Annotated in this window: 1 protein-coding gene; it reads right to left on the bottom strand. The window is 60.6% G+C overall.

All coding sequences use genetic code 11. The features are described from left to right. Nucleotides 1-162 precede the first annotated feature (162 nt). Nucleotides 163-453, bottom strand: a complete 291-nt coding sequence (locus IE145_RS33200; RefSeq protein WP_189529128.1) for a ubiquitin-like protein — start codon at nt 451-453, stop codon at nt 163-165. Nucleotides 454-658 lie beyond the last annotated feature (205 nt).

Below are 658 nucleotides of genomic sequence, written 5' to 3'. Positions count from 1 at the left end.
TCGCCCGCGCCGCCCTCGTCCTCAACGGAATCTGGAAGTGATCACCATTGAGAAAACCTCATTGCCTCTGATCGGGGAAACGGTCAGTGCGATCAATTTTGCGGCTCACGTCTTGGCCCACGCCCCGTGAGCGGTCGGGGCACGGGCCGTTGGCGGGCTTTGTCAGGCCGCAGGGTCCTCTGCGTGCTGACGCATCACGTCGATGGTGTCGCCGTTCTCCAGCCCAAGACTCTCAGCAGTGGCTTCCCCCGTGATCCGGTCCCCGTCATACAGGAAGCGAACCGAATGCGCGGCCTCTCCCAAGCGGACGCAGTAGGCACTCATCAGTTTAATCATCGGTGAGGCCCGCCTGATCCGAAAGGTGAATTCATTCCCCTCTACGGAACGCACCCGCACCTGAATGCTTCCGCCATCGCTGGTGCCGTCTTCCGCCAACCCTGTCTGATCGGTCATCACAACTTCCTCCAGAAATAGATCATGAGTGAGGCTAATGGGCCCGGGGGCCACATGGGGCGTGTAGCTGCATATCGGCCAAGCCAACCCCTGCCTGGCGTGGTCGAACTTCGATGGCACACGCTCAAGGTTGGATGGCGCAGGCCACTGAGGTTTTCTCAATGGTGATCACTTCCAGATTCCGTTGAGGACGAGGGCGGCGCGG

Origin of the sequence: Streptomyces sindenensis (assembly GCF_014649035.1) — a bacterium.
Classification (GTDB): Bacteria; Actinomycetota; Actinomycetes; order Streptomycetales; family Streptomycetaceae; genus Streptomyces; species Streptomyces sindenensis.
Note: the sequence above shows the minus strand (reverse complement) of the source record. Positions and strands in the feature narration are given on the sequence as shown.

Coding starts and splice junctions, on each gene's coding strand:
- IE145_RS33200 (WP_189529128.1), bottom strand. CDS start 453: ATGACCGATCAGACAGGGTTGGCGGAAGACGGCACCAGCGATGGCGGA.